1 protein-coding gene is annotated in these 461 nt (G+C 42.7%); it reads right to left on the reverse strand.

All coding sequences use genetic code 11. The features are described 5' to 3' along the window. On the reverse strand, positions 1–461 hold a 461-nt coding region (locus tag ACFIJQ_RS08870), incomplete at both ends, for a hypothetical protein (protein WP_375629978.1).

Consider the following 461-nt stretch of genomic DNA (forward strand, 5'->3'; position numbering starts at 1 on the left):
GCATCTTTATCAACTCCAATTTTAGGATCAAAGCCAGCACCACCGCCTAAAGCTTTTAGAGTATGGTTAAAGTCTCTAGCAACGTTACCGAAAGATGCATTCGTACGCGTATGGACACTAAATAAGTCCGGCATGTCGTTGAGTACCAGCTGGCCGCTCCCGTAGTACCCTGAAAGCATCTCAGTGGGGGAAAACTTTCCAGTCTCCTTGCTCACGGTAAAAGAACCGCCAAAAAGTTTCACAAGACTTTCGTTCACTTTATAAATCTGGGAACCATTTACCGCTTCGGTTGAGTCTTTTACGATACTACCAGCAGCAAGATTAAAAATAACCCGAGCTTCCTTTTCACTATTCATAACATTTATTTTTTTTAATGGTGAGGCAGCAGCAATAGTTACCGCCCTTTCCTCATCATCCCGACCTAATCCACGGATTAAACTTTCTATATTCTTATGCCGATC

Source organism: Bartonella sp. TT67HLJMS (genome assembly GCF_042193375.1).
In the GTDB taxonomy this organism is placed as follows: Bacteria; Pseudomonadota; Alphaproteobacteria; order Rhizobiales; family Rhizobiaceae; genus Bartonella; species Bartonella grahamii.